Annotated in this window: 3 protein-coding genes; 2 read left to right on the forward strand and 1 reads right to left on the reverse strand. The window is 67.8% G+C overall.

Features of this window, described 5'->3' with window-relative positions; all coding sequences use genetic code 11:
* Positions 1–295 precede the first annotated feature (295 nt).
* Positions 296–1,912, reverse strand: a complete 1,617-nt coding sequence (locus QRO91_RS18555) for an EAL domain-containing protein (RefSeq protein WP_049428397.1) — start codon at positions 1,910–1,912, stop codon at positions 296–298.
* Between the two features lie 228 nt (positions 1,913–2,140).
* On the opposite strand from QRO91_RS18555, the gene cycA reads away from it, so the two are divergent.
* Positions 2,141–3,514: a D-serine/D-alanine/glycine transporter gene (cycA, locus tag QRO91_RS18560; RefSeq protein WP_049428395.1), complete on the forward strand. Its 1,374-nt coding sequence runs from the start codon at positions 2,141–2,143 to the stop codon at positions 3,512–3,514.
* 319 nt (positions 3,515–3,833) lie between these two features.
* Positions 3,834–4,610: a lytic transglycosylase domain-containing protein gene (locus QRO91_RS18565; RefSeq protein WP_197620362.1), complete on the forward strand. Its 777-nt coding sequence runs from the start codon at positions 3,834–3,836 to the stop codon at positions 4,608–4,610.
* Positions 4,611–4,856 lie beyond the last annotated feature (246 nt).

Below are 4,856 nucleotides of genomic sequence, written 5' to 3' on the forward strand. Positions count from 1 at the left end.
CGAACCACCGGGTTACACCCCAACCAGGCAGGGCTTGAACCCCCCCACCCCAGCCCCCGGGTTTTGGATTTTTTTTTGTTTTTGTTTTTCAATTGATCGTTTTTTTCGGGGGTGGAACGATGAAGGACCGTGACTGGGGGGGGGGGGGGGGGGTGGGGGGGGGTGGCGGCGCGATGATGGCCCCGCCAACCCCCCCAGGGCCGGTTTACCGGCGCCCCCCCCAACCCCCCCCGTCCCGGCCAACCCTGGGATAGCAGTACGCGACCCCCCACGAGGGGCTCCGCCGTTCGCCGTCCTACTCCACTCCCTCACGCTCGATCGGCACGCTGCGCGGATTCTGCATGTCCTCCCGCGCCGCGCCGTAGCGCTGCTGCCGCTTGTGGTGGAACGCCACGAACTCATCCCGGGGCAGCGGTCGCGAGAACAGCCAGCCCTGTCCGAATTCCACCTTGCGGCTGTGCAGGTAGGCCAGCTGTGCTTCGGTCTCCACGCCCTCGGCCACCACCCACAGCCCCAGTTCCTTGGCCATGTCGATGATGTGCGGGGTCACCGGGCTGGTCGCGCTCTCGGTGCCGATCGCATCGATGAACGACTTGTCGATCTTCAGCGCATCCAGCGGCAGCTGCTCCAGGTACTGCAGGCTGGAGAAGCCCACGCCGAAATCATCGATGGCCACGCTGTGGCCAGCGCGCCGCGCCTGCGCCAGCATCGTGCGGGCGCGGTCCAGGTCGAGGAAGCCGCGCTCGGTGGCCTCCATCCAGATCTGTTGCGGCAGGATGCCGCTGCCGGCCATGTGCTTGGAGATCATCTTCAACGCACGACCGCTGCTGATGTCCTCGGCGGCGAGATTGATCGCGATGTGCGCGCTGCGATCGGCAACCAGCAACTCGCGCATGTCGCGCACCACGTTCTCGATTACCAGGTCGGTGACGTCGGCGATCATGCCGGCCTCTTCGGCCAGCGGAATGAACAGATCCGGACGCACCTGGGTGCCATCCGGGCGCTGCCAGCGGATCAATGCCTCAGCGCCGACGCAGATGCCGGTATCCAGCTCGATGATCGGCTGGTAGTGCAGGTACAGTTCGCGGCGGCGGATGGCGGTGGCCAGTTCACCGCGCAGCGACAGGCGGCGCCGCGACAGCCAGATCACCAGGCCGGCACCGGCGGCAGCCAGCAGGACGCCCAGCGGCACGAACAACCACGCCTGCTGCCGGAACGTGGCAGCCAGCGCGGTACGTGGCGTGGTTGCGATCGCCAGCCATTCCTCGTTGCGTGCGGTCGCGTACAGCGTGTTCTGGTCCAGGCCCTCGCCAGGATTGCGCAGCATGGCTTCCAGCAACGCCGTGTCCATGCCTTTCTGCTTGGCCAACAGGCGCCCATCCGGGCTGGCCAGGGCCAGGCGCACGTGCGGATCGACGATGACGTCGACGAAGCGGCGCGGATCCATCAGCACGTCGTAGCTGCCATACAGGATCGCCAGCATCTGCCGCCGGCCGCTGGCCTCCGGGCGCACGTCCACCGCGATTCCCGCGCCATCACTGGTGACGTGGTCGGGTTTGGGCTGGTTCACGTCCGAATGGAAAGTCCCCCACGAGGTGCAGCGCAGCTTGCCGTCTTCGAAATAGCCCATCTGGTCGGCCGCCGGCGTGGTCATCACCAGCGTCTGCATACGCCGGATATGCTCGGGCGTGCACGGTTGTGCCACGCTGGCCTGCGCCGACTGCAGGGCGTGCAGTGCCTCGTGGTAGGACAGGTCCGATCGCCGAAGGGTGCGCACGGCGATGTCGCGCAGGCGTTCCTGTTCCACGCTGACGGCACGGTCCCAGGTGGCGTAGGCCATGACGGCGATCGGTACCGCGGCGGCCAGCAGGGCCAGCGCGGTACCGCCGATGATGACGCGCAGGCGGCTCATGGCCGGGGCTCCAGCAGTGCAGGCAGGGCAGGGCGCATGGTCGGGCCGGTCCGTGGGCAGGTGCGGCTATCTGAGCATGGCGCCGGGCCGGGCGGAATGGGCATGACCCGGCAATTCGTCACATTGTGATGAAAGCGGCCAGGTTTGACGGAATCAGCCCATCCGGCGCTGGCGCTTCGGCGCACGGAGGACTACCGTCGAACGCTTCACCCGCCCCTTCCCGCGCCCATGACCGAGCCCGCCACGCCCCCCGAGCACCTGCGCCGCAGCCTGTCCAACCGCCACCTGCAACTGATCGCCATCGGCGGTGCCATCGGCACCGGGCTGTTCATGGGCTCGGGCAAGACCATCAGCCTGGCGGGCCCGTCCATCGTCTTCGTCTACCTGATCATCGGCGCGATGCTGTTCTTCGTGATGCGCGCGATGGGCGAGCTGCTGCTGTCCAACCTGAACTACAAGTCCTTCATCGATTTCTCCACCGATCTGCTCGGCCCATGGGCCGGATTCTTCTGTGGATGGACGTACTGGTTCTGCTGGATCGTCACCGCCATCGCCGACGTGATCGCGATTGCCGCCTACGCGCAGTTCTGGTTCCCCGGGCTTGAAGCCTGGAAGCCGGCGCTGGCGTGCGTGATGCTGCTGCTGTCGTTGAACCTGGTGACGGTGAAGCTGTTCGGTGAAATGGAATTCTGGTTTGCGCTGATCAAGATCGTGGCGATCTGCGCGCTGATCATCACCGGTGCCGGATTGGTGGCGTGGGGCTTCACCTCGCCCAGCGGTCACACCGCGGCGCTGTCCAACCTGTGGAATGACGGCGGCATGTTCCCGATGGGGCTGGTTGGCTTCTTCGCCGGCTTCCAGATTGCGGTGTTCGCCTTCGTCGGCATCGAGCTGGTCGGCACCACCGCCGCCGAAACCGCCGACCCCGAGCGCAACCTGCCCAAGGCGATCAATTCGATTCCGGTGCGCATCATCATCTTCTACGTACTGGCGCTGATCGCGATCATGGCCGTCACCCCGTGGCGCCAGGTGGTGCCGGACAAAAGCCCGTTCGTGCAGCTGTTCGTGCTGGCCGGTATTCCGGCCGCGGCCAGCCTGATCAACTTCGTGGTACTGACCTCGGCCACGTCGTCGGCCAACAGCGGCATCTTCTCCACCAGCCGCATGCTGTACGGCCTGGCCGAGGAAGGCCACGCCCCGCGCGGGTTGTCGAAGTTGTCACGCGCCGCCGTGCCGGCCCGTGGCCTGCTGTTCTCCTGCCTGTGCCTGCTGGGTGGCACGCTGCTGATCTACCTGATCCCGAACCTGGTGACGGCGTTCACCCTGGTGACCACGCTGGCCACCGTGCTCTTCATCTTCGTCTGGTCGCTGATCCTGGTGGCCTACATGGCTTATCGCCGTCGCTACCCGGAGCGCCACGCTGCTTCGATCTTCAAGATGCCCGGCGGCGTCGCCATGTGCTGGGCCTGCCTGGTGTTCTTCGCCGGCGTACTGGTGCTGCTGAGCCTGCAGGGTGACACCCGCCAGGCGTTGATGGCCAGCCCGGTGTGGTTCGTGCTGCTGGGCGTGGGGTACTGGGTGCGATGCAGAACGGCGAAATGACCGGGGATGCGGAGGGGGCGGCAATGCCGGAAATCGCGAACGTTGGAGATCGGAACGTCGGAAACCGGAACGTCGGAAACCGGAACGTCGGAACGTCGGAACGTCGGAACGTCGGAAATCGGTAGAGTCGACTGTTAGTCGACTGCTCTCCCATGGGCCACCGCAAATCCCCGCGCTGCGCGCGATAGTCGACTAACAGTCGACTCTACCGGTGCAGCTACCGGTGCCGGTTCCAGTTCCAGTTCCGTTGCGGGTCCCGGTACCCGCCCCATCCCCATTCACCCAACATTAGCGGGCGTGGCCGGATCATCCGGCCGCCATGTCCCGTCGCCCCTTCCTGCTCGCGCTGTTGTTGCTGCCCAGCCTGTGGCCCGGGCTGGCCGCCGCACGCACCGTCTACCGCTGCGTGCAGGGCAACACCGTCAGCCTGGCCACCGCCCCGGAACCCGGCTCGCGCTGTACCCCCAGGGAAATCGACGACAACGCCATCCAGACACCGAACCTGTGGGGCAACATGGGTGTGTTCAGTGGTGTGCTGTACGAGCGCGAGCAGGAGGGCGTGCTGGTCTACTCCACCCGCAACCTGCCCGGCTCGAAGGTGTTCCTGAAGTTCACCGTGGCCACGCCGCCGGGAGAGCCTGCCCACGAGGGCCTTGGCAAGGTCGGCAAACCGCAGCTGGCCCAGCATGCCAAGCAGTTCAAGGCCGCCGCCAAGGCTACCGGCGTGGATGACGCCTGGTTGCGCGCGATTGCCCATGCCGAAAGCAACTTCGATGCGCTGGCGGTCTCGAGCAAAGGTGCGCAGGGCGTGATGCAGCTGATGCCCGAGACCGCGCAGGAATTCGGCGTGCGCGATCCGTTCTCGCCGCAGCAGTCGATCGATGGTGGCGCGCGCTACATGCGCGCGCTGCTGCGCCGCTACAACGGTGACCGGCCGCTGGCGGCGGCGGCCTACAACGCCGGTATCGGTGCGGTCACCCGCTACAAGGGCGTGCCGCCGTATGCCGAAACCCTGGCCTATGTGGACAAGGTGATGGCGCTGTACGCACGCTACCGCGAAGCGATGGGCATCCGCACCGAGGTGCCCGCGCGCTAGGCCAGTGGCGCTGTACGCGTGGTGTAGAGCCGACGCCCCCCCCCCCCCCCCCTGCGCGGCGGCGCCCGGGGGCGGGGGGCATACGCCCCGGGGGGGGGGGGGGGGGGGGGGGGGGGGGGGGGGGGGGGGGGGGGGGGGGGGGGGGGGGGGGGGGGGGGGGGGGGGGGGGGGGGGGGGCGGGGGGGGGGGGGCGGGGGGGGGGGGGGGGGGGGGGGGGGGGGGGGGGGGGGGGGGGGGGGGGGGGGG

The sequence above is a fragment of the Stenotrophomonas maltophilia group sp. Smal32 genome, from assembly GCF_030237085.1.
Lineage (GTDB): Bacteria > Pseudomonadota > Gammaproteobacteria > Xanthomonadales > Xanthomonadaceae > Stenotrophomonas > Stenotrophomonas maltophilia_Q.